Consider the following 20,975-nt stretch of genomic DNA (forward strand, 5'->3'; position numbering starts at 1 on the left):
GGTGCCTCACCCACCCATCTCCTTTTTCTCCAGGTATTTAGCGACATATATGTCGAGAGCGTAAACCCATAGAGCGAGGGGTATTGCAACCACGACAAGTATGGCCTCCCGCAGGTATATGGCTATTAGAACCATTAATGTGACGGTTGCATACGTCATGACATCTATGGCCAGCACCTGATCGCCTATGGTGGGACCCTTCAGCGCCCTCACGAAGACTATTATTATTGAGAGAGCGTACACGAGTATCGTTACTGGGACAACTATGTCTACTATCATTTAACACCACCCTTCCCAAGAGTGGAGAGACTGAGCCCTGAGGAGTCGCTGATAACATGGTCGGCCAGCCTGTACTCATTGGTATGGATGTACGCGTTGAACGGGCACACCGATATACAGCGGTAGCAGTATACGCATTTACCGTAATCTATCAACGGGTATATTCTCCGGGGATTAGACTTGGGTACATCATACCCCTCGGGTATAGGCGTCATCTTTATCGCGTCAGCCGGACACTCTATAGAGCAAAGAGAGCAACCAGTACACTTACTGAGGTCGGCGTAATGCCTCCCTCTGAAGTCCTCCTCCACGGGAGTAGGCTCCTTAGGGTACTCTATGGTGGCAGGCTTACTGGCCAGGTTGGAAACCGCTAAACCGAGTATCTTCGGCTTACCCATTTACCCCCACCACTCAGCTCTTTCATCGACACCCTGTAAACACTATTCTTCTCGAGATCCACTACCGTGACCCTCTCCATGCATGAAACACATGGATCCAGTGATGTAAGTATGACGGGGAGATCCGGGATGGTGTAGCCAACATAAAGGAAGCCGGTGTTTATTATGTTGTTGACGCTTGGAGTCCTTATTTTAACCCTATAGGGGTTCATCCCCTTGCCATCACTCATCACATAGTAGGCTAATTCACCTCTCTGCGCCTCGACCCTCGTATAGGCCTCGCCGGGCGGGAACTTCCTCGGCAGCTTCTTCTCGTCTGGAACCGGGCTACCGTCACTTGGGAGTTTATCAAGTATGAAGAGAGCCATCTCTATGGATTCCAGCGTCTCATCCCATCTAACCATCATCCTAGCCCAGGAGTCACCCTCTGTCCTAGTAACCACGTTGAAGGATACCTCGTCATACGCGTCGTATTTGTCACTAGCCCTGGCATCTATCTTGACGCCTGATGCCCTTGCCACCGGGCCGAGTAATCCATGGCTTGTGACATCAACTGGTTTAAGCCTGCCGACTCCCACAAGTCTTTTCAGTATTGTTTCATCCTCCTCGAACACCTTCCTATAGTACTCGACCCGGGGCTTCAGCTCGGTGAGCAGCTTTCTCAATCTATCTCTTTTAACATCGTCTATATCCCTTCTAACTCCCCCAACCATCATGTAGTCAGCTAGGACTCTGCCACCGGTCACTATCTCCTTCGCCTTCATTACTCTTTCACGGTCAAGCATTATGTTCATGAAGAGGTTCTCGAAGCCTATGTTCTCAGCCATTACAGCGTTTATCAGCATGTGGCTATGTATACGTTCGAGCTCCATGGCTAGAACCCTAAGGTACTTAGCCCTCCTGTTAGGCGTTACACCCAGTATTGCTTCAAGCGCCCTAACATAGACATTTGTGTGAACAGCGTTACATATGCCGCAGACCCTTCCCACGATGAATATGTCCTTGTAGAAGCTGTTCCTCTCGCAAAGCTTCTCTATACCCCTATGGTTGTACCCGGTGTTGACGTCGACCCTGACTATTTCCTCGCCATCCGCATAGGCCTTTAAGAGCAGTGGCTCGTGGAGGGCAGGGTGCTGTGGACCCACTGGGAGCTCCAGTGTGAACGGCACCTCGATAACCTTTGACACACCCATTCACCTACACCCCGCTATCCTTCCTCAACGGGTACTTGCCCTGCTCGACGAGGTCGCGTGGCACAAAGAAGCCGCGCCTAAGGAATGGATTGCCCTGGAATACTACTCCCAACAGATCGTGGGCCTCGCACTCACCGGCCAGGGCCCCGGGTATCACGTCTATTATCGAGTCCACCACTGGGTTATCCCTGGGTAAGTGTGTCCTTATAACTATGGTTTCCTCCTCCGGGAGTAGAACCACGTAGTAGTCTAAGCGTATTCTCCCCTCATCCTTCATATCGGTGGCGACTATCGTTGAGAGATACATGTTCTCCCTGCCGATTTTCTCCAGCATCTCCGCGAACACTTGTTTCACGTTCTCAGGCTTCACCACTAGGAGTGTTCTACCTGGTTTGACAACACCCTTCTCCACGACATATTTATCCATGAAGCTAAGCCTCTCCCCTGCACCCGTCGTCAACCGCCTCCCCTCCCTCTACTCTTTTCAGAAGCTTCACGATGCCGTCTAGGATGGCCTCGGGGCGCGGAGGGCATCCAGGTATATACATTGATACGGGTACAACCTTGTCTGCTCCGGCTAGAACCGTGTAGGACTTAGAGAACACGCCGCCACTGCACGCACATGCACCTACAGCGATCACGAATTTAGGGCATGGCATCTGTTCGTAGAGTCTTTTAAGCCTTTCCCCGGACTTCTTGGTTACAGCCCCAGTTACAACCAGGATGTCTCCGTGCCTTATGCTTGGCGCCAGCCTCACCCCGAACCTCTCGGGGTCGTAGAGAGGTGTTATAGCGGCTAAGACCTCTATGTCGCATCCATTGCATGCACCGGTGTTGAAGTGGACTAGCCATGGACTGTACCGGATTACCTTGTACTCCCTCCTCGACTCCTTCTCCTCGGCTCTTCCACTGCTCAATGTAAGCACCCTTAACTCGTTGTGGAGGTATCTGGTGCGAGGTAAATAAATTAAGCGTTAGGTTAACCTAATTAAACCACCGGCAACAACCTGGCCGAAGGAAAGGCCTCCATCACCAGGCGGGATATTGCGCGGTAGCAATGGCTCCAACCCCTCCAGGGTCAACCTCTCCTTCAACCCCTTGTAGAGGTACTCGTTGACGGCTGCGCCACCCGATACCACTACACTGGAGACCCCTTCACCCTTAACGGTTCCAGCTATGAGTTCCCCGTAGTAGTAGCCTAGGCTGTAGAGGAATGACGCTGCGAGGACGCCTGGCTCCACAGCCCCCCTCATCTCAATTATATTTGTCACTAAGCCATAGTAGTCTAGGCGCATCACACCGTCATCGATGAAGAAGCGTACGCCTTCAAGTAGCCTGGGTGTACCGCTATGTGCAAGGGACTCCAACCATATGGCCGGCTCCCCTTCGAAGCTCCTCTCTATTGATGGATTGAGCAGCGCTGCCACCATATCTATGAGTCGCCCGGTGCTGGAAGCCAGCGTGTACCTGCCGAGGTCAACCATCCTGAAGACTACCCGCGCCTCTGAGAGAACCCTGGGATCCCTGACCCCAACCACTTTCACCACTTCATCTAGGTTCCAGCCTTTCCTGGCAAGGTATCCGTAGACGAGTCTCGCAGGCTTCAAAGTATCCTTATCGCTGGTCAACGGTATGTGGTCTATCGACGCTACCCTTCTGTAAGCACCCGGCTTCCCTGCGTCGAAGACCAGGATCTCTCCACCCCACACGGTTGAGTCATCGCCCCATCCAACTCCATCCACAGCTAAGCCTGCTACTCGACCGCTTAGACCCCTGTCGATCGCCGCACCTAGGACATGCGCGTAGTGGTGTTGTACTTCAACCACGGGGATCCCGTGTCTCTCAGCGTACTCTACCCCGAGCCTACGAGAGTGGTAGAGCGGGTGCTTGTCGACAACTATTACTGAGTCCCTTAGAGAGACACCGTAGTTTCTCACCATGTATTCGATCGCGTTCAACAATTCTACCTGGGCATTATAGCTCTCGAGGTCTCCTATGTACTGTGTCAAGACCACCTTATCCTCGAAGCCGACGCCCCCGGTGTTATTGAGGTCTCCTCCAAACGCTACTACCTCCCTCTCCAGTCTCACAGGGATCTTTATCCACGCTGGTGCGAAGCCACGGGATCTCCTTAGTAGAACATATTCCCCACCGGTCTTGCGGAGAACACTATCGTCAACCCTGTTAACTATATCCCTGTCGTGCACAAGGAAGAAGTCGACTATCTGTGAAAGCTTGCTTCTAGCACACTCATCGTCGCGACACATGGGTTCGCCCGAGACATTGCCGCTGGTCATCACGAGGAACTTGTCCCGTGTATGCATTAAGAGAATGAAATGTAGAGGAGTGTAGGCGATGAAGACGCCCTCATGGCTTAGACCAGGCGAGACAAGCCTTGATACCGGTGAGTCCTCCCGCTTCGGGAGGAGGAGTATCGGTGCCTGAGGGGATTCAAGCACCTCTCTATCGGCTTCATCCATGTAGACAAGTAGCTCAAGAATGCTTGTGTCAAGCCCCATTACAGCGAATGGTTTCCTAGGCCTCCTCTTCCTCTCCCTTAGGCGTTGAACCACGTCGTCATCTGTCGCCAGGGATGCTATATGGTAGCCGCCCAGCCCCTTTACAGCTACTATGTATCCCTCGTCGATTAATCTTGCAGCCTCCACCAGTGGGTCGCCTACGTCGATCCGGGTGAAACCTCTATCGTAGAGCGTTAGCCTGGGGCCGTCCCTAGGGCAGCTTATGCCTTGTGCATGATGCCTTCTAACGTTGCTTGGATCACGGTATTCTCTCATACAGTCCTCGCAGAGCACATACTTGGCCATGCTCGTGTTCTCACGATCATAGGGCGACCTATACATCATTGAGAAGCGGGGGCCGCACCAGGCACACGAGTTGAAGGGGTACATGTATCTCCTATTAGAGGGGTCTAATACCTCCTCTAGGCAGTGCTTGCAAACGGCGAAGTCAGGCGGTATATTCGACCTCAGGATCCTTGACTCACCGCTCTTCAGGATTGTGAAACCATTGTAGCCCAGCGGTGATTCCTCCTCGAAAACCACCTCGTCTATCAGGGCTGGCGGCGGCTTCTCATTGAAGAGTGCTGCGAGAAACTCGTAGAGCCCCTCCTCATCTCCTTCAACCCATATCTCCACCTCGCTGCCCCCGACATTCCTCACGAAGCCATTTAAACCGATTTGCCTAACCAGCCTGTCTATGAAGGGTCTGAAACCAACTCCCTGGACTAGCCCGGTTACCACTATCCTGAGCGCCCTCATCTAGAACCCCGTTCACAGGGTTACTTGGTGCTGCTTATCTCCATTAGGAGCCTCATCGTCTCCTCGGCCTCCTCCTTGTTGATCCTACCTATGGCTACACCGGCGTGGACTATGACGTAGTCCCCTGGCTTCACGTCTTCCAGTGCCGATATGACTTGGCGAACCACACCGCCGACCTTAACCTTAAGGATCCGTAGCCCTTTGTCTTCATCCACGCTTAGAACCTCTCCAGGCACCCCGAGGCACATTACTCCACACCTAGCATATGCGTGGTAGGTTGTATGCGTTAGGAGGGATCATGGTTAAGCCGCCTACCTCTGTGACAGCCAGGACCTTTCCAGCCAGTTCACTGGAGCGGGGTTCCACAACCTCCCCGATGACGGAGGGGTTCTCCCCGTTTCTACGTAGCTCTTCAACCACATCATCTACGATACTGCTCCTCACGCTCAGCACTGCAACCCCTTCCGATGCCAGGGTTAAGGGGTCTACGCCCAGCATCTCGAGGAACTCCGCCACCTCGATTCTCACCGGTATGCTGCCTCTGTCCACAATTATTGTGAGCCCGCTGCTACGGGCCCATTCATTCAGGGTTGCTGCGAGCCCTCCCCGCGTCGGATCCCTGGCTGCGTTGACGCCGTCCCTGTACTTCTCGAGCACGGGTAGAATCGTTTTAACAAGGGGTTTTGCATCGCTTCTAAGCCCTTTTGCATCCTCTAGCATGCCTAGCTGGGCGGCCAGTATTGTTGCACCGTGCTCAGCTATGTAGTTCGTGACCACTATCTTGTCGCCTGGCTTCACGGAGTCGACTATGGGGGGTTTGACGGACACCCCTATGGCGAACCCGGAGATCACTATTCCGTCGACCTCGCCTCTCGGCATGACCTTGAAGTCTCCGCCTATTAGTGCAACATTGTTGTCTACCAGTGTTTTCACCATTGAGCCGACTACTGCCTCTAGATCCCTTAGCGGGAAACCCTCCTCGACAACTATGTTGTCCATGAAGGCTACTGGGCGTGCACCCATCATTACTAAGTCGTTTAAGACTCCTGAAGCGGCTAAACCACCTATGTCTCCACCTGGAAAGAAAATGGGTTTAACCGTGTAGGAGTCACTTGTGAACACTATGAAGCTGTCTCCAACCACTATGTAGGAGCCGTCGTCAAGGGCGTCGAGGCCTACTCCCCCGAGAACCCTCCAGAGGTTGCCTGGGACTTTCCCACGGATCAATTTCTCCACGATCACCCATGACTCAGCCCCGCCGGCCCCGTGGAGCGTTGTAACCACGCCGCCCTCCATGGCTGGAAGCACCTTCAATAACAGTGCTACGCCTAGGTCTCCTTATATATGGAATAAGTCCTCGTCCTGCACGTATTCTTTACCGGTCTTCAACGCTATGTAAGCCTTGCTCAACTCGTAGCCTAGGTAGAAGAAGTGGTCATGCATTGATGCCAGTCGCCTCTCAACTATCTCGGCGAGTATAGCGTACGGGTCGCTCCCGATTACAGTGTAATCGGGTTCCACGCCACCCGGCTTATAGTGTTCAACCACGATGTTTCCTGACTCGTGATCCACATGTATCTTGAAGAATCCAGCAGGATCCATCCCGGTTCTTCTCCTCTCGGCTGCATGCACGACCACACCACGTGGTTTAACACTGGTCGCCCTCCTACGCTTATCCTTCATTAGCAGCAGGCTCACCGAGAGATCCTTGGGCGGCCTAGACTCCCTACGCGCTATCACGCACATGTCGAGCGCCCTCCTCAACTCTCTCGTGGAGCCCCGTGTTTTCACGCTGGCCTCAGTTGTCAGGTATGCTTCAACACCTATCTCGACACCTATGGAAGCGAGAAGCGCGTTGACACCGATGCTGTCAGCATCCATCAGCTCCGTAATGTTTCCAACACCCATCAATAAGGGAACGCCTGGAAGCATCCTCCTAACCTCACTATACCTCCATAGGGAAGCAGTTAACCCGTTGAGCGGGGGGCTTAGAACGGGGTCCAGTATTATTCTAGTAGCCCCCTTCTCCAAGGCAAGCCTGTAGGCCTCGAGCAGGCTCCTCAATGAATCCTGACCCCCCGCTCCCGGCTCGGGCACCAGTACGACGCCTACATCGCCGGGGAACCAGGCTTCCCCGAGCTCTTTCAGTGCTGAATAAGTGAAGCTCATCAGGAGATCCGCACCCCACCCAGCTGCCTCCCTCAGTAAGCCTGGGTCTGGGGCATCCACCCCTACCGGTCTACGGGTCCTCTCCTTTACCTCCGCGATCACCTCCCTGATGCATGCCTGAGGCTTCCCCATGCTGAAGCCGAGTACCACTATGTCGGCTCCATCGGCAACGGCTTTCACAGCCCTCGCTACAATGTGGTCGAGGGACCCCTCCCCGGTGACATATATTTCGTGGAGCACTATTGGATAGACATGACTAACATAGACCCTGTATGGGTTGCCTATCGTAAAGTAGTGGTGTCTCTGGGCCTCCTGCTTAAGGGCCTCCAGTAACCTCTTATCCCTTTCAGCTCGTTGAAGAGCTATCACGTCGTCAGCCGGGTTAACGGGAGACAGGGTGACGCCGTCGAGGAGGGCCTTGATCATGGCTGGAATATCGTACATGTATCTAACCCCTTTCACCACGGGCTTCCCCACGAGCTCCGAGACCCTTGTTAAATCCCCGCTGGTGAATCCAGGGGCAATGACCAGGTCGACGCCTCGGAGCTCCTCCATGTGCCTAGGCAACTCTCTCTCCAGGTACTCGCTGCTCATCATTGCAGCAACAGGTATCGGGAGCTCTATGACCGTGAACTCCACTCCAGGCATGTCTACCTCTGCGACAAGCCTCCTCAGTGCTTCCCCTGCTAGTCTACCCGTGAGCAAAGCTATCTTCAACGAGGTCACCTCACGTACTCGAGAACCCTGCCAGGATGCTCTATCACCTCGACGCCGGGTACCTCCTTCAGCCTCTTCACTATGCCGACATAGAATGGGTGGGGTTTAACAGTGATTTCAACGTCGAAGGAGATAGCGCCATAGGGGCATCTATCCTTACATACATAGCACCTCGTACACTTAGACGCGTCAACCCTGACCCTATGGTAGGGGTCGTGTCGAAGCGCGCCAGTGGGGCATGAATCAGCCGCCGCACACCAGTTGCAGAGCGAGCACTTCCCTCTATCGATCACGATGGGTATGAGGCTTGACGACTCATAGAGATCCACGGGTAGAATCAACACCCTCATATTGTTTTTAATGGCATGCATAACCATGTTTGAGACAAGGGAATCCGCTATGCCGTTCACAATTTTAGCGACAGTATTCATGGATGCCGGGGAAACCACCGCGATGTCGTAGACACCCTTGTAGAGCCTGCCAGTAGAGGGGAACCCGGGGGCCTCCTCATCCTCGAAAACCACGCCTCTCGGGTAGGGGCCTTGCAGGACGGCTACAAGCCTCTCCAATAAACCATACATGGAGAGAATGCTTCTAGCTGCACGTGACACGTAGGCTGTAATACTCACACCGGTCTCCGTGAGGCTCGCCATCACGTCAATACTCTCCCTCATGAAGGCTCCCGCACCAGTTACACCCCATGCAACGCTCTTAGCCAAGGAGGCTACCCCTTAACCTCCTCTATATCCTCGATGTAAGCCAGGTTGAAGTCGAGCTCCGGGATGTATCTGAGCCTAGCTGTAACCCGGGTGCCCCCGTACCTAACCACTACTGTCGCATCTATATGCCTAGTTTTAAGGGTCGTGTAATCATAGGGGTTTCCACCCTCCCCCTGGAGATCCATTTTTATCTCGACTCTGGCATCCTCCTTGAACGGCTGCGCCTTCACAGCGTTCTCGATGACCCTACGCAGTAGCTCTAAGTCCTCCCTCCTCCTCACCGGGATACCTGTAAACTGGTGGGCTATCATGCCTAGAGCTATACCGGCTTCGAAGACAGCCCTATCCCTCTCCGTGGCTTTACCCGTGAAATACTTGGCGGCAGGGTCACTCCTCAAGTCTTCTCCCCAATGCCCTTAATGGTTACACCCTTGCTTGAAAGATGCTTAAGCATGAGGGACGCTATCTCTAGCTTGGCCTTCTTCAACCGCCTGTTAAACGGGACGAGTTTACCGGGGCACACCGAGGGCTCCCCGGTTAAATCAAAGCCCGCCAAGTATATCTCTCTGATACCGAGGGCGTACGCTAGGAAAGCCGCTCTATCGCCATCCGTAAACCCCCCGAAGTTATAGACATGGGGACGCGGCTCAACCTGGGTGGAACCTATCAATGGACCCTTGAACCCCTTGACGAACTTCTCCACTCTATGCATATTGTCTCCGTGGGCGTGCACAACTGTCACAGCACCCTCCGCGGAGGCCTTCTGGAGGTCATATATGTATCCATCGAGATCCGTGACCACTATGTCAGGCTTGACCCCGTGTCCAAGTAGCACTGTGGTCGCACCGTCAGCCGCTATCAGTAGAAGGGTGGACGCATCCATGAGTAAACCTAGATCCCTCACTAGGTTACGGCCGCAGCCGAATACTACTGCAGCCTTCTTCCCATCGGCCATCCTCTTTACCTCGTCGAACTCCACTGTGTTATCCATCTCTTCAAGCAGCCTGCTGAGGACATCCGTTGCCTCCTGATCCTTCTCGAATGATAGCCTAAGCCTCGACTTCACATGCTCATAGAGGGGCTTCCACTCGCCTGGATCTATCAACCAGCTCACTTGACCACCCCTAGTAGCTCACTTACTCCGGCTTTAACCACGGATTCAACCACGTACTCATGTATAGTCTCATAGGATCTCACCCTTACATATAGAACCCCGTCTAAACCAGTGTCGCCACGGCTGGCTGCGAGGCGTGCGAGCTCCAGGGATGCACGTCTCGCTATGTCCTCTGTGAACGATGAATCCTCGTAGACCTCTCTGACGAAGGAGGCCTCGTCAATCCTTTTAAGGTGGTTCCGCGGGACATGCACTATGCCGCTAAGCCTCTTGAATACCTCTACGGGTTCTACACGTAGCCTCCTGGACTCTAGGAGTGCATCGATCCTCACTTTCTGCATGTGGGTGTAGGGTTCCCCATACAGGTGGCGTGCAACGGCTTTGGCGCATGGACAGGTTGATAAACCATATACTCCTCCCCCGGAATACTCCCTGAGGCTTCCAACACCGCGTTTAAACGTTAACCCAGCGTATATGAAGCCGTTGCCAGAGTACTCTGGCACATTGCCCCTGGCCACAGTGTAGTAGAGGCGGCCCCTCATGGAAACCAATGCTGTATCCGAGTAGTCGTTCACCCTGAGGAGCTCCTCAGCCAGCGTCCTCAGCAAGTCAAGGCTTAGTTCCCCATGTGGCTTCACAACCCTTACATACGCTTCATATATCCGTGAAAGATGAGCACCCCTCGCGTAGCCAGGTAGGTTGACAAACGCCTTGAAGACTGGTAGAACCGTGTAGTCCTCAACCCTCATAGGGGGAGCACGCAGCTTGAGAAGCCCTACTCTGTCAACACCTAGCTCCACGGAGGGTTTCTCGCTATGGATATCCGGGATCTCGTCCCACATGTCTCAGCCACTCCCAGCCACTCCCTTGGCCGTGGACTCGTTAACGAATTTAGAGACTTCTTCAACAAGCTGGTCAATTCTCTTAACGCCCTCGAGCTTACGCATTGCTTTGACAGCCCCGTTTTCAACACTGAGCAGGAGAGTGGTGGGTGATGCATGTATATCGAAGTGCTCGAAACTGTTTCTCGCAGCGCTTGAATTACACTCCCTTGTAAACCAGTCGCAGAGCACTATTATGAAGTGGGCGTCTTTAAATGTGTGGCCGAAGAGCTTTACAAATGGATACCAGTACATGTCGTAGGCCCTGCAGGCCGGGCACTTCGTATTGTCGAAGTAAACCACGTATAAGCCGTCCTCCCAGGGCTTTAGATGGTCTCCGTCAACCTGTTGGAGAACCCATTTACCATTCAACTGGTTGAATATGTATATACCGTTCGGTGACTCCGGCCCCACGGAGTCCACCTCTAGACCCGTCTTCGCCTCGATCCTTCTCTCAGGCCTTGAGAGGAGCTTCCTGAGTAGATTCAGTATTTCGTCGTCCCCGCTCATTTCAACCACCATTTAAGCATAGCAACCATGATTAATACGGGTTTAATCACTTAAATCCATGCATCCCGAGAGACAGGGTGTTGCCGTGGGTTTCGCATTGTAAACTATAAAATCCCTTATTTTAATCCATTGGTTAGGGTGAACGAGTTGACAGGGTTAAAAGACCTCATATATACACCCTCGACAGCCAGTGGTGAAGCCATAAGCAAGGTTGAAACCCACACACCACGTATCGAGGCACCGGACCATGTGAAGCCCGGTGAAGTCTTCAGGGTCAAGGTGAGCGTAGGCCCTCATCCCAACACTGTTGAACACTCAATTAGATGGATAGAGCTCTACTTTGAGGAGGAGGGAAGGGCCTTCAACCCGGTTCTAATAGGTAGGTATGAGTTCACACCAGTGTATAGTGAACCCGTGGTAGAGGTCTACCTGAAGATACAGAAGCCGGGTAGACTAATAGCAGTCGAATACTGCAACCTGCATGGATTATGGGAGAGCTACAAGGAGGTAAAGGTATCCGGGTAATCAGCCATGTGCACGGGCGACTCGTTTAGAAACATTGTTTTTTCAGCTCTTGAAACATACAACAAGACGAGGTCACCTGAAGCGGTAGCCAGGATAACCTGGGTTGACGATGAGAAAATGCTGGTCAAGGTGGAGTTTGAAGGTGCTTTCTGCCTTTCATGCGGCGTGAGAGACTGGGTCGAGGACTACATGTACATATTGAGATCCATGGGGCATTACGCCGAGTTAGTGGAGTACATTGAGCCAGGTGATAATGAGTTTAAAAGAGTAGGCGTGTTTAAGGTAGAACCATGCCGGGGAGGCGGGTAGGTTTGCTAGACGAGATCGACATGTTTATCATAAAGGAGCTTATGGAGAACGCTAGGAAGCCTTTCAGAGAAATAGCGTTGAAGCTGAAGCTGAGCGATGTGGCGGTTATAAAGAGGGTGAAGAAGCTGGAGTCCCGTGGCGTGATAAAGAAGTACGCGTTAATAGTTGACCCGGCTAGCCTGGGGTACGGCAGGATCAGCTACACGGGCATAAATGTCGAGCCAAACAAGCTCTTCGAGGTGGCATACAGGTTGAAGGAGAAGGAATACGTGAAATACCTGGCGCTAGCCTCAGGCGACCACGATCTTCTCGCAGTAATATGGGCGAGAGACGGGGAGGAGCTCCAGAGGATACATGAGGAGATAAAGAGCATCGAGGGCGTTGTAAACATATATCCAGCGGTACTCACCGACGTGATCAAGGCGGAAGCATACGTCTGAGAACCAGGGTTAAAGCACTACTGTAGCCCACTAGTCAGACTGTTCACTAAGTGAAGGTTTCAAGCTGGTTTAGCTACTGGAAGCACTGGAGGCGTGGCGGTGAATGGGAGGGGCTCTCCCGCCTCATTCCCCGTGGGGCGGGCCCAGTGGTGTCCGTCGACGCAGCCCCCGGTGAAGTACTGAGAATAGATGAGGTATCGGAAGGGGAAAGCCCGTGCTAATGGGCACGGGCAACCACCTTCTAGTGGAGCAGGGCTGAGAACAAGGGGAGACATAAGACCACGGCAAGCGTTAGGAGGAAGGTGGTTGACGCAACGAGTTCAGGCATCCATCCATGCCTCTCGGCAATAAGCGTGTTCATGACTGCAGGAGGCATCAGCGACACGGTGACTGCCTGAATACTTAGCCCTACGTCAACCCTGCTCACCAATAGCACCAGTGCTGTTACAGCTGGCGAGATAAGAAACCTGTACAATGCTACAACGCCAAGGAACCGCCTGTTACGCCTCAAGACATCCATCCTTAAAGGCAGCCTCGCTCCAAGCACCGCTGTTGCCGTGTAGCTCAATGCCTGCGGAGCCCACCATAGCGCCGAGGTTATCCAGTTGACGAACCAGGAAGGGGCCGCATAGTGGCCGCCTAACCCAGCGATGAAGCCGAGGAGGGCTGGCATTAAGAGGATCCTGCGCAGGGAGAAGCCGCTCACAGCCATTAAGTCTGGCAGCAGGACGTTGAGGACCAGTGTAACAAGCCCATATATTGATGCAACATGTATCGAGCCGAAGAGCGCCATGGAAACCGGGAAGCCCAGGAACACGGCGTTGGGGAAAGTACTAGCCAGGAAGAGGGCGCCATAGTACTCCCTGGGCCTACCCCGAGCAATAAGGCTCAGTGATACAGCCGATACAAATGTGAAAACAATGAATGAGAACGCTATCCATGTATCACCACTATCAAGCCCTCTCTCCAAATACGTCTTAAGGAATGCCAGCGGTATCAGCACACGGTACACTACATCCACGAGAACCCTAACCATCCTATCGAAGAACACGCCCAACCCCAAGACATGCTTGAACACCAGCTGCGCGGAGACACCGACACCCATCAGCAGCATCAGCAACACTATCTCGTTCAACACGTAGCACCCATCAATGCCTAGAGCCAGCACCCGTTAAATACGTTCATCCAGGGTAGAGTCATAATAGTTCTTAGTTAATAAGACCCAGGAGACATCACTACAATCCAGCGGGCCCGTCGCCTAGCCAGGACAGGGCGCCGGCCTCCGGAGCCGGAGGCCCCGGGTTCAAATCCCGGCGGGCCCGTCGCCTAAGATCCATGCCCCACCTGCGACTGGCCTCCCTCACTCGGGTTTGCATTCATCCCCTACAGGGCAAACGGGGGTTGACAGAGATTCTTCATTTCTGCGAGGGGCGGGGCCAACCCTGAATGCAACCCCTGAAGTTAGAAGTCCCTCATATCGCATTTGAACCCTTCAACCCCGCCTTAGGGGATAGGGTTTTCGGTTGTAAGCATTCTTGGATCGAGTTCTCTTTCAATCCCGTAGCCCACCAGCATTACAGCGTATGCCAGGGAGATAAGCATTACTCCGGGCGGTATAAAGTACCACCACATCCCTGCTGCAAGGGCGCCCGAGACATATGCGTTGTAAAGTATGAGGCCCCAGTTCCATTCACCTATGTTCCCGACGCCCATGAACACTAGTGCTGCATGCGAGAATATGGCTGTTGAAACCGAGAGAACCGTGTTAGCTATTGCTACCGGTGCTACTGCCGGGAGAATATGTCTCGTGATAATCCACGAGTCACCTGCACCCAGTGACCTCGCGACCTGTATGAATGCCCATTCCCTCAGTGATAAAACCATGGATCTAACGATCCTGGCTATAGGGCTCCAACTCAGCAACCCGATTATCAGAATGACTGAAAGCGTGTTCGATCCAAGTATTGAACCGATAACTATCATTAGCACTATGGATGGCATGGCGAGGAGGAAGTTCACTACATGCATTAGAATCTCATCCACGAGGCCACCGTAGTACCCTGAAACGAGGCCAGCGGCGAGGCCGATAACCGCTGTCAACACTGCTGAAGCCAAGCCTACTACTAGGGAAGTCCTTATAGAGTATATGTTAAGGGTGAATAGATCCCGCCCCACCTCATCTGTTCCAAGCAGGTGTTTGACGCTGGGAGGCTGGAGTATGCTGGAGGGATCCGTGTCGCTGGGCTTGTAGGGAGTTATGTAAGGGGCTAGGATAGACAGGGAGACATATATGAGGAGCACTGTTAACCCGGCTTTCACACTCCTGTTTCCACGGATTATGGTCAGCATTCTAGCCAGCAATGCGCATGTGTGCCCAGTGGATTTACCATTTAAAAGAACCATACACCGCCTCATCACGCCCTCACCCTTGGATCTATGAGCCCGTATAGTATGTCAGCCAGTAGGTTAGCTAAGACCACTGAAACCGTTACAGTGAGAAAAGCTCCTTGGAGAAGAGGGTAGTCCCTGTTGAACACCGCCTCATATATTAGTCTCCCAACACCCGGCCATGCGAATATTGTCTCCGTTAGAACAGCCCCGGACACCGATGTAGCTATGGATATCGATATCGCTGTAAGCGTTGGCAGCATGGCGTTTTTCAACCCATACTTGAAGAGGATTCTACCCTCACCGAACCCTACTGCACGGTAGGTTCTAATGTAGTCCTCCGCCAATACATCCAGCATCGATGCTCTGACAAGCAGCGTGAAGCCGCCGTAGTTAACCAATACGAGCGTGGATAGAGGCAGCACCATGTGGCTGAGTAGATCCTTAATGTGATCCATGAAGGATGAGTACCCCACCCCGTAGTCGCCCATCCCTGTCACCGGGAGGTGCAGGTAGTTTATGGATGCCAGCACTAGTAGCCCTCCAAGCCAATACGTGGGGAGAGTATATAGTGCCAGTGCCGTACCGCTCAGTGCCTTCTCAAGCCTGCTACCACGCTTCCACGCTGAGACAACCCCTGTCAGCACCCCGATGGCTATTGAAATCAACACGGCGGGTACCAGTAGTAAGAGCGTGTTCAACAGCCTCTCGAGCAATACCTCCGCCACGGGGCGTCTATAGTAGAATGAGATGCCTAGGTCGCCTCTCAGAGTGTTCACCAGGTAGATCACGTATTGCTCCCATAGAGGCTTGTCAAGCCCGAATTTCTCCCTTAGAAAAACCACTTGATCCTGTGTTAACCTGGGGTCCCTGAACATGAGGGAGGCTGGGTCCCCTGGAAGCATCCTGAAGAGTATGAAGGCTATTGTTAGCAACATGAATACCGATGCCACGCTTGAAAAAATCCTTCTAACTATGAATATGAAGGTCACAGAAGTCACCTCCTAGCGTAACGGGCTAGCACCCAGACCACTGCGGCAACCGCTACCACGCTAAGGGCCACTGCTACAGTCGGGATGCCGCCTCCATTAGCCTGGGCTACTGGGTGAGCCTCAGACACGTTGAGGAAGGTGTACCAGTCTGAGCCTCCGAAGGGGCCTCCCGGCCATTCATAGTTGAAGCCTGTGAACCTTACTGAATGAGCTTGGACAGCCTCGATCTCGCAGAGCGGTAGGTATGGTAGGTCGTTGTAGAGTATCTCCTGTAGTCTCCACGCTATGCTCCTAACCTCGTCAACGCTTGAAGCATTGTATATTGTCTCATACAATGAATCGTATAGGGGGTTACTGTAGCCGGAATCCGAGATACCCGTGATAGTGCGTCCAGTGACGAAGACGTCCAGTATTGACACATCGTTAGGGTCAACGATCCAATCCCATAGATCCATGTCGTGGCCGAGCCTGACCACACCGTTCACATTACTCCATATTATTGCACTCATACTGCCAGTATCCATGGCCTTAACCGTTAAGCTGATCCCTATCTGCCTCCACCAGTCCGCGATCACCTGTGCCGCGTTAACCGCCTCTGGGAACCTACTCGGCACAAGCAGGGTGTATGCAAGCGGGGTTCCCTCGCCTGAAACCCTCACCCCGTTAGGGCCGAGCTTGTAGCCGGCTGACTCAAGCACCTCTACTGCCCTGCTCAAGTTGAAGTCGTAGGGTTTAAGGTTCTTGTTATGATATATGTTTGAAGAAGGCAGCACCGATGTAGCTGGCTTAGAGTACCCGTGCCAAGCCGTGTCACATAGGTAGGATATATTGGTTGCATAAGCCAAGGCTTTCCTCACATTGAGATCCCTCAAGGTTGGATTACCCGTACCGTTCGGGTCAACGTTGAAGGCTATATAGAAGTACGTGGTCCCCGGGGACGTGAAGACCTTGAAACCCGGGTTGCTTGCAAGCACCGTGTACATAGCCATAGGGATATATGGCCCCACAGCATCAACGTCCCCGGCCAGTAGTGCGTTGGCAGCACTGGTTACATCCGGGTAGAACTTCACTATGATACGGTTGACTTTAGGCAGGTACCATGGATAGTAGAACCCACTATACGGCTCGAGCACGAGATACTGCCCCTCCTTGTATTCGGTTAAGCGCAAGGGGCCCGAGCCCACTACCGGGTACCCACTGTATGTCGATGGATCGCTTAACCCAGCCCATATGTGTTTTGGCACTATTGGTATGGTGCTTGCAGCCATCGCGAAGAACAAAGGTATCGATGAAACCGTAAACTCCACGGTGTAATTATCTAGGATCCTCATGGATTCAACCACTTTCACATTGGCCGACCTAGAGGACCATGACTGATTAGCCAGATGGAAGCTGAACTCGACATCGCTAGCGGTAACTGGGACACCATCGTGGAAAGTCGCATTGGAGACCAGGTGGAATCTCACAGTATGGGGATCCAGGTACTCCCATGAGGCGGCCAGGTCAGGCACGTATGTTGAGTAGTCTGCCGAGACCCTGACAAGCCTACTATACACGTCAAGAGTGACCCATATGGAGATCTGTGCATATGTTGTGAATGGGTTAAGAGTGTCCAGCGATGTTCCGCCCCATCCCACTCTGAAGACGCTTTGACCCTGGGATATCACTGGCTGTAGCTGGATGATCCCTGCTAGCAGTACTGTGAGCAGGGCTAGCCCGATCACCCTGCGACCCGTCTCCGGGGCTCCGCTAACGCTCATCCGCCACATATATACCCACCGCGTAGACCGCCTTATGGAACAGGGATAAAAGTCTTTCCCACCACATGAAACAATTATTAACCTAGTGTGCTATTTGGAATATTCTTGTTCCATCTTGGAGGCTGACATAATGCAACGGGACGGCGTGAACATCAGCAGCATAGTTAGGAGCATTGTCGAAGCTGATCCATGCCTCGTGGAAGCATTGAGAAGCGGTTACGTAAACTACAGCAGACTATCCGAGATAATAGCCGAGGCTGTGAGAGAAGACTACGGTATGCAGTGCTCAGCCAGTGCTGTTAAAATGGCTCTGCTACGTAGCAGGATGAACACGACCACGCCATCCCCCATGTCAAAGGTCTTCAGAGTCCTGGCTGAGAGCAGCATCGAGCTCAAGACGAGTCTAGTAATAGCAACCTACGACTCAAACATACTCCACGACGTTCTCAATGCTATGAGCAGGCTGACTGGTAAGACGCGTTTCATATCGGTTGCTCAAGGCGTAGACAATATAACTGTGATAATGAATAAAGAAGTATTCGACTCCTTCTCGAAGCTGGTGAACCACGACCCAATATGGGTTAAAGCCGATGTATCAGCCATAGTTGTAATCAGCCCTGTTGAAAACATTGAGACCCCTGGCTTCGTATCCTACATAACCACACTGCTCGCCAGGAGAAAGGTGAATATTCTCCAAATAATGTCAGCACATAGCGATACAATCATAGTCGTAGACAGGGGAGACGCATTAGAGGCCTTCAAGGCTCTCGAAACAGCTGTAGCTAGGGCTAGAGAGGCTTCGAAAAAAGCTAGTTAGATTACAGCAACCTAGACACCACCGGGCGTGCAGTACCATCCCATGTCCTGCGACCCCGCGTCGGAGGCGATGCGGCCACTGGTGAAGACGTAGGCGGAGAGGAGGTCGCTGGAGGCGAGCCTAAATTAAAATTACCCGGAATAAATAAGAATAAACCTCTAGGGGTAAACGGGTCAGCCCATATGTGTCGGCTATTTGGCCTATATGCTAACAGGCCTGTTGACGTCTATTTCAGCTTCTTCGAGTCTCCCATGGGTAGCATGGTGGAGTTTTCGCATGAGAACCCTAGTGGTTGGGGTATTGCATGGCTCGATGAAGGCGGCTGGCATGTCTACAAGGAGCCTCTACCCCTGTACTCCTCAGCTAAGGCTAGAGAGGTCATCCAAAGACGTGCCCGCGGCAGGATAGTGGTGTCCCATGTCAGGCTTGCCAGTGTCGGGGATCGTAGACGCGGAAACACTCATCCATGGCTGTACAGGAGCTGGGTTTTCGCACATAATGGGACAATACATGATAGGCGGGCACTACTGGGTCTTCTCGACGAAAGACACCGTAGCCTTGACGGCGACACGGATTCTGAGGCATTCTTCCACCTAGTCGTCCAGGAGGCTGAAGAATATGGGGACCCCGTGGAGGGTATTAGGAGGGCTGTCGAGAAGATCATTGCCGAGGGCATTGGCTTTTCATCGCTAAACTTCATTGCTAGCGATGGTGAGAGACTTTACGCCTTGAGATATGCTACTACAAGCCTAGACTACTACACGCTCTACTACAGGGAGAGGCCTGGGGAGGGTTTTGAACTGAGGAAGCTGTCGAAGGAGACGCGGCAGCTTATAGCAATGAAGCTTGCCTACAGGGAAAGAGCCGTGCTGGTAGCCTCTGAACCTATGAGTGATGAACCATACTGGAATCCCATACCGAACAAACACTTAATAGTAGTGAACTCAGGCCTCGACATAGAGTTAATACCGATGAAAACCCCATCCAATTAGGGCTTAGGCACGATGCAGAAATCAACAATACATACTAGCCGCAACCACTGCTTCCCCTACAGTACTTTTATCCCTGGAGGAACATTCCATGCGTATCAGGGTTTCCTCAAGGGGCTTCCCCGCCCAGAGATCACGGGCGATTGATGTGGAGTCATGGGGATCCTACACCTTCATTTTCTTCCATCACGGTTTCCGGCGACTCACCGTATAATGCCTGATCCCCCTGAACACTGCTGGAACACCTTTTCATGACACCTTGAATCGTTCAGCTGAAAGCCCCGGCTTTTAGGGCGGGAGGGAGATCCTCGAGACCACTGTAGCAGGGACTAGGGGTCCTTGAAAAAGAGTTGGCGGGTAACGACCTAAGGACATGCACCCTGGTTTCCTCTAGGGCCCTATTACACCAGGGATCCTTGGGTGGGGCGATGCATAGGCTACATGGGGCAATCTATGTATATACCTGACCAGCCTCTCTACGCCGAGACCCCATCCACATGTGGGCTGAATAGCCCCGGCTTCAGCCAGTTCAAGGAACCACTTGTACTTCCCGAGTGGTTCTCCATGGTGCTTTATCCTGTCGACCAGGTGCTCGTACCTGTATTCCCTGCACCCACCATCCAGGACCTCGCCTGCACGGCTTGGTAGGATGAGGTTGTAGTCTACGTTGTAGCCGGGTTTCCCTGGATCCGGGATGTAGTAGAATCCGCGGCTACTCGTAGGGAATCCCTGTATCCACACTGGTGTTCCATAGATATCCCCTAGTGCTGCCTCAGCGTCGAAGCTTAGCTCCCTTCCATGTTCGACTGTGAAGCCCTTCCGCCTCAATAGTTCTACCGCTGAGTCATAGTCTATCCTCGGATAGGGTGGCTTGATGATGGTTTCCTCTAGGAAGCGTTCTTCTTCACGTGTGAGGAGCCCACTGTGATAGTTGAGTAAGTGTTTAACAGCCCCATATAGAGTTTCCTCGGCGAGCATCATCACGTCGTCGGCGGTGGTAAGGGATGCCTCCACGTCTAGCTGGGTGAACTCGGCGAGATGTCTCCCGGTGGAGGCGTTTTCAACGGGCTCCACCCTTAGGTTCCTGGCTGCATAATATATCTTCCCTAGGAGGGAAGCGTAGAGCTGTTTATACATGATTACACTGCTCTGAACCTCATATACCTTTCCATACATTTTGATTGACGCCTTTACAGCGCCTCTTAATCCTGGATCACTCACGTAACCTATTATTGGGGAGGGTAGTTCCGTGAAGCCGTGTTCGTCTAGAATACTCCTCATAGCCTTCAACACCATGGAGTATGTTTTCACAGCCCTCAGAACCCTGGGGTGCCTGACGTACACATGGTAGTTCCGTGCATACTCGCCGGGGTCGCTGGGAACATCGTCGACGCATATCTTCTCGGGTTTCAGCGGCTTATGTAGAACCCTGTACTCCTCGACTTCCAAGCCGTCCCATGTGAGAACCCCGGTCACAGCCACCATGGTTTCACAGGG

At 52.8% G+C, this 20,975-nt stretch carries 24 protein-coding genes and 1 tRNA gene; 6 read left to right on the plus strand and 19 right to left on the minus strand.

Annotation, left to right across the window (positions count from 1 at the left end):
• Nucleotides 1-6 precede the first annotated feature (6 nt).
• From DESMU_RS04120 to DESMU_RS04185, 14 genes are read right to left on the minus strand one after another with little or no spacing between them, the layout of a single operon-like run.
• Nucleotides 7-279, minus strand: coding sequence for an MrpF/PhaF family protein (locus DESMU_RS04120; protein WP_013562340.1), 273 nt, complete (start codon nt 277-279; stop codon nt 7-9).
• A complete protein-coding gene (locus DESMU_RS04125) occupies nt 276-677 on the minus strand; it encodes a 4Fe-4S binding protein (protein ID WP_013562341.1) in 402 nt (133 codons plus the stop codon). The genes DESMU_RS04120 and DESMU_RS04125 overlap by 4 nt, the downstream gene beginning before the upstream one ends.
• Complete coding sequence (locus tag DESMU_RS04130) at nt 650-1,870, minus strand: NADH-quinone oxidoreductase subunit D (RefSeq protein WP_013562342.1); 1,221 nt, start codon at nt 1,868-1,870, stop codon at nt 650-652. Before DESMU_RS04130 ends, DESMU_RS04125 begins: the two co-directional genes overlap by 28 nt.
• Before the next feature lie 4 nt (nt 1,871-1,874).
• Nucleotides 1,875-2,330 carry an NADH-quinone oxidoreductase subunit C gene (locus DESMU_RS04135; protein ID WP_013562343.1) on the minus strand — a complete coding sequence of 152 codons (456 nt, stop codon included), beginning with the start codon at nt 2,328-2,330 and terminating at the stop codon, nt 1,875-1,877.
• Nucleotides 2,302-2,787: an NADH-quinone oxidoreductase subunit B family protein gene (locus tag DESMU_RS04140; protein WP_013562344.1), complete on the minus strand. Its 486-nt coding sequence runs from the start codon at nt 2,785-2,787 to the stop codon at nt 2,302-2,304. Before DESMU_RS04140 ends, DESMU_RS04135 begins: the two co-directional genes overlap by 29 nt.
• A 57-nt stretch (nt 2,788-2,844) precedes the next feature.
• On the minus strand, nt 2,845-5,148 hold the full coding sequence (hypF, locus tag DESMU_RS04145; RefSeq protein ID WP_013562345.1) for a carbamoyltransferase HypF: 2,304 nt from the start codon (nt 5,146-5,148) through the stop codon (nt 2,845-2,847).
• A 20-nt stretch (nt 5,149-5,168) separates the two neighbouring features.
• On the minus strand, nt 5,169-5,396 hold the full coding sequence (locus tag DESMU_RS04150) for a HypC/HybG/HupF family hydrogenase formation chaperone (RefSeq protein WP_013562346.1): 228 nt from the start codon (nt 5,394-5,396) through the stop codon (nt 5,169-5,171).
• Nucleotides 5,397-5,406: 10 nt separating this feature from the next.
• Nucleotides 5,407-6,444, minus strand: a complete 1,038-nt coding sequence (gene hypE, locus DESMU_RS04155) for a hydrogenase expression/formation protein HypE (protein ID WP_013562347.1) — start codon at nt 6,442-6,444, stop codon at nt 5,407-5,409.
• A 42-nt stretch (nt 6,445-6,486) separates the two neighbouring features.
• Complete coding sequence (locus tag DESMU_RS04160; protein ID WP_013562348.1) at nt 6,487-8,034, minus strand: dihydropteroate synthase-like protein; 1,548 nt, start codon at nt 8,032-8,034, stop codon at nt 6,487-6,489.
• Nucleotides 8,035-8,039: 5 nt separating this feature from the next.
• Nucleotides 8,040-8,753: a flavoprotein gene (locus DESMU_RS04165; RefSeq protein ID WP_013562349.1), complete on the minus strand. Its 714-nt coding sequence runs from the start codon at nt 8,751-8,753 to the stop codon at nt 8,040-8,042.
• Between the two features lie 5 nt (nt 8,754-8,758).
• Nucleotides 8,759-9,151: a dihydroneopterin aldolase family protein gene (locus DESMU_RS04170; protein ID WP_013562350.1), complete on the minus strand. Its 393-nt coding sequence runs from the start codon at nt 9,149-9,151 to the stop codon at nt 8,759-8,761.
• A complete protein-coding gene (locus DESMU_RS04175) occupies nt 9,148-9,867 on the minus strand; it encodes a 6-hydroxymethylpterin diphosphokinase MptE-like protein (protein WP_013562351.1) in 720 nt (239 codons plus the stop codon). Before DESMU_RS04175 ends, DESMU_RS04170 begins: the two co-directional genes overlap by 4 nt.
• On the minus strand, nt 9,864-10,709 hold the full coding sequence (locus DESMU_RS04180) for a GTP cyclohydrolase, FolE2/MptA family (RefSeq protein WP_013562352.1): 846 nt from the start codon (nt 10,707-10,709) through the stop codon (nt 9,864-9,866). The genes DESMU_RS04175 and DESMU_RS04180 overlap by 4 nt, the downstream gene beginning before the upstream one ends.
• A gap of 3 nt (nt 10,710-10,712) precedes the next feature.
• Nucleotides 10,713-11,270, minus strand: a complete 558-nt coding sequence (locus tag DESMU_RS04185; protein ID WP_245526394.1) for a hypothetical protein — start codon at nt 11,268-11,270, stop codon at nt 10,713-10,715.
• Nucleotides 11,271-11,405: 135 nt separating this feature from the next.
• Between DESMU_RS04185 and DESMU_RS04190 the strand changes: the two genes are divergently transcribed.
• From DESMU_RS04190 to DESMU_RS04200, 3 genes are read left to right on the plus strand one after another with little or no spacing between them, the layout of a single operon-like run.
• Nucleotides 11,406-11,783, plus strand: coding sequence for a class II SORL domain-containing protein (locus DESMU_RS04190; protein WP_013562354.1), 378 nt, complete (start codon nt 11,406-11,408; stop codon nt 11,781-11,783).
• A gap of 6 nt (nt 11,784-11,789) precedes the next feature.
• Nucleotides 11,790-12,092: a hypothetical protein gene (locus DESMU_RS04195; protein WP_013562355.1), complete on the plus strand. Its 303-nt coding sequence runs from the start codon at nt 11,790-11,792 to the stop codon at nt 12,090-12,092.
• Nucleotides 12,074-12,532, plus strand: a complete 459-nt coding sequence (locus DESMU_RS04200; RefSeq protein ID WP_013562356.1) for an Lrp/AsnC family transcriptional regulator — start codon at nt 12,074-12,076, stop codon at nt 12,530-12,532. Before DESMU_RS04195 ends, DESMU_RS04200 begins: the two co-directional genes overlap by 19 nt.
• Before the next feature lie 241 nt (nt 12,533-12,773).
• Here DESMU_RS04200 and DESMU_RS04205 read toward each other — a convergent pair whose 3' ends face one another.
• Complete coding sequence (locus DESMU_RS04205; protein ID WP_148222810.1) at nt 12,774-13,700, minus strand: AEC family transporter; 927 nt, start codon at nt 13,698-13,700, stop codon at nt 12,774-12,776.
• Between the two features lie 79 nt (nt 13,701-13,779).
• On the opposite strand from DESMU_RS04205, the gene DESMU_RS04210 reads away from it, so the two are divergent.
• Nucleotides 13,780-13,854: transfer RNA gene (locus DESMU_RS04210), tRNA-Arg, on the plus strand.
• Nucleotides 13,855-14,035: 181 nt separating this feature from the next.
• On the opposite strand, the gene DESMU_RS04215 is transcribed toward DESMU_RS04210, so the two are convergent.
• The 3 genes from DESMU_RS04215 to DESMU_RS04225 are packed head-to-tail and all read right to left on the minus strand — an operon-like array spanning nt 14,036 to nt 17,672.
• The gene (locus DESMU_RS04215; protein WP_013562358.1) at nt 14,036-14,947 is read right to left on the minus strand and encodes an ABC transporter permease; all 912 of its coding nucleotides are present in this window, start codon (nt 14,945-14,947) and stop codon (nt 14,036-14,038) included.
• Entirely contained in the window at nt 14,947-15,912 is a 966-nt protein-coding gene (locus DESMU_RS04220; RefSeq protein WP_013562359.1) for an ABC transporter permease, read from the minus strand. Before DESMU_RS04220 ends, DESMU_RS04215 begins: the two co-directional genes overlap by 1 nt.
• A 5-nt stretch (nt 15,913-15,917) precedes the next feature.
• Complete coding sequence (locus tag DESMU_RS04225; protein WP_048813500.1) at nt 15,918-17,672, minus strand: ABC transporter substrate-binding protein; 1,755 nt, start codon at nt 17,670-17,672, stop codon at nt 15,918-15,920.
• Nucleotides 17,673-17,787: 115 nt separating this feature from the next.
• On the opposite strand from DESMU_RS04225, the gene DESMU_RS04230 reads away from it, so the two are divergent.
• Nucleotides 17,788-18,489, plus strand: coding sequence for an ACT domain-containing protein (locus tag DESMU_RS04230; protein ID WP_245526395.1), 702 nt, complete (start codon nt 17,788-17,790; stop codon nt 18,487-18,489).
• A 182-nt stretch (nt 18,490-18,671) separates the two neighbouring features.
• Nucleotides 18,672-19,481 carry a class II glutamine amidotransferase gene (locus DESMU_RS04235; RefSeq protein ID WP_013562362.1) on the plus strand — a complete coding sequence of 270 codons (810 nt, stop codon included), beginning with the start codon at nt 18,672-18,674 and terminating at the stop codon, nt 19,479-19,481.
• Between the two features lie 387 nt (nt 19,482-19,868).
• Here the strand turns inward: DESMU_RS04235 and DESMU_RS04240 are convergent, their stop codons facing one another.
• The gene (locus DESMU_RS04240) at nt 19,869-20,963 is read right to left on the minus strand and encodes an asparagine synthetase A (protein WP_013562363.1); all 1,095 of its coding nucleotides are present in this window, start codon (nt 20,961-20,963) and stop codon (nt 19,869-19,871) included.
• Nucleotides 20,964-20,975 lie beyond the last annotated feature (12 nt).

The organism is Desulfurococcus mucosus DSM 2162, from assembly GCF_000186365.1.
GTDB lineage: Archaea > Thermoproteota > Thermoprotei_A > Sulfolobales > Desulfurococcaceae > Desulfurococcus > Desulfurococcus mucosus.

What these genes read in the sequence shown, in the direction of transcription:
- DESMU_RS04200 (WP_013562356.1), top strand. Translation starts at nt 12,074, where the DNA reads ATGCCGGGGAGGCGGGTAGGTTTGCTAGACGAGATCGACATGTTTATC.
- DESMU_RS04125 (WP_013562341.1), bottom strand. Translation starts at nt 677, where the DNA reads ATGGGTAAGCCGAAGATACTCGGTTTAGCGGTTTCCAACCTGGCCAGT.
- DESMU_RS04180 (WP_013562352.1), bottom strand. Translation starts at nt 10,709, where the DNA reads ATGTGGGACGAGATCCCGGATATCCATAGCGAGAAACCCTCCGTGGAG.
- hypF (WP_013562345.1), bottom strand. Translation starts at nt 5,148, where the DNA reads ATGAGGGCGCTCAGGATAGTGGTAACCGGGCTAGTCCAGGGAGTTGGT.
- DESMU_RS04185 (WP_245526394.1), bottom strand. Translation starts at nt 11,270, where the DNA reads ATGGTGGTTGAAATGAGCGGGGACGACGAAATACTGAATCTACTCAGG.
- DESMU_RS04225 (WP_048813500.1), bottom strand. Translation starts at nt 17,672, where the DNA reads ATGAGCGTTAGCGGAGCCCCGGAGACGGGTCGCAGGGTGATCGGGCTA.
- DESMU_RS04195 (WP_013562355.1), top strand. Translation starts at nt 11,790, where the DNA reads ATGTGCACGGGCGACTCGTTTAGAAACATTGTTTTTTCAGCTCTTGAA.
- DESMU_RS04150 (WP_013562346.1), bottom strand. Translation starts at nt 5,396, where the DNA reads ATGTGCCTCGGGGTGCCTGGAGAGGTTCTAAGCGTGGATGAAGACAAA.
- DESMU_RS04240 (WP_013562363.1), bottom strand. Translation starts at nt 20,963, where the DNA reads ATGGTGGCTGTGACCGGGGTTCTCACATGGGACGGCTTGGAAGTCGAG.
- DESMU_RS04130 (WP_013562342.1), bottom strand. Translation starts at nt 1,870, where the DNA reads ATGGGTGTGTCAAAGGTTATCGAGGTGCCGTTCACACTGGAGCTCCCA.
- DESMU_RS04235 (WP_013562362.1), top strand. Translation starts at nt 18,672, where the DNA reads ATGTGTCGGCTATTTGGCCTATATGCTAACAGGCCTGTTGACGTCTAT.
- DESMU_RS04120 (WP_013562340.1), bottom strand. Translation starts at nt 279, where the DNA reads ATGATAGTAGACATAGTTGTCCCAGTAACGATACTCGTGTACGCTCTC.
- hypE (WP_013562347.1), bottom strand. Translation starts at nt 6,444, where the DNA reads ATGGAGGGCGGCGTGGTTACAACGCTCCACGGGGCCGGCGGGGCTGAG.
- DESMU_RS04215 (WP_013562358.1), bottom strand. Translation starts at nt 14,947, where the DNA reads ATGAGGCGGTGTATGGTTCTTTTAAATGGTAAATCCACTGGGCACACA.